The sequence below is a fragment of the Mesorhizobium sp. M7A.F.Ca.MR.362.00.0.0 genome (assembly GCF_004023175.1).
Classification (GTDB): domain Bacteria; phylum Pseudomonadota; class Alphaproteobacteria; order Rhizobiales; family Rhizobiaceae; genus Mesorhizobium.
In genome coordinates, this window is the sequence record NZ_RZTF01000208.1 from 9299 (window position 1) to 9745 (window position 447).

Below are 447 nucleotides of genomic sequence, written 5' to 3' on the forward strand. Positions count from 1 at the left end.
ATCCTGGAAAATGGTGATGCCAGCATAAGGGCCGCTGGTGGGCGGGGAAAGGTTCACCTTCTCATTGGCATTTATGTAGATCTCAGCGCTTTCCATGAGGAATATAGTCACGCCCTGGCCAGCCAGGCTGCCGTTCCCCCCTGGCTTTATGGTGGTGCCGCGCATGATGTAGACGCCCGGATCAAGCGTGATGTCCCCCGACAATGTCTTGTCGCAATAAGTGCCGGGCGACAGCGTGTAGGTTTTGCCGTTCGGGACAGGCAAACACAATGTGTAAGGGGGAGGAACGACGTCGGCCAATGGATCAAAGGACGCGTACCTATGTTCGTGCGGCGTTCCGCAGGCGAGACTGGCGCTGGGTGGCAACAGCCCGCTGGTGCCGCCGACGGTTGAGACACAGCCGGCTGAAACCAGTGCGGAGCCACCCCTGTTGACGGAATCGGACGC

The 447-nt window shown here is 59.5% G+C and carries 2 pseudogenes (1 of these 2 running past the window's edge); both read right to left on the minus strand.

Going from position 1 to position 447, the window contains the following annotated elements:
• Positions 1-300, minus strand: a pseudogene (locus EOC06_RS43230) (pilus assembly protein); the annotation flags it as partial.
• A gap of 19 nt (positions 301-319) precedes the next feature.
• Positions 320-447, minus strand: a pseudogene (locus tag EOC06_RS43235) (pilus assembly protein TadG-related protein); it runs 451 nt beyond the window's last position.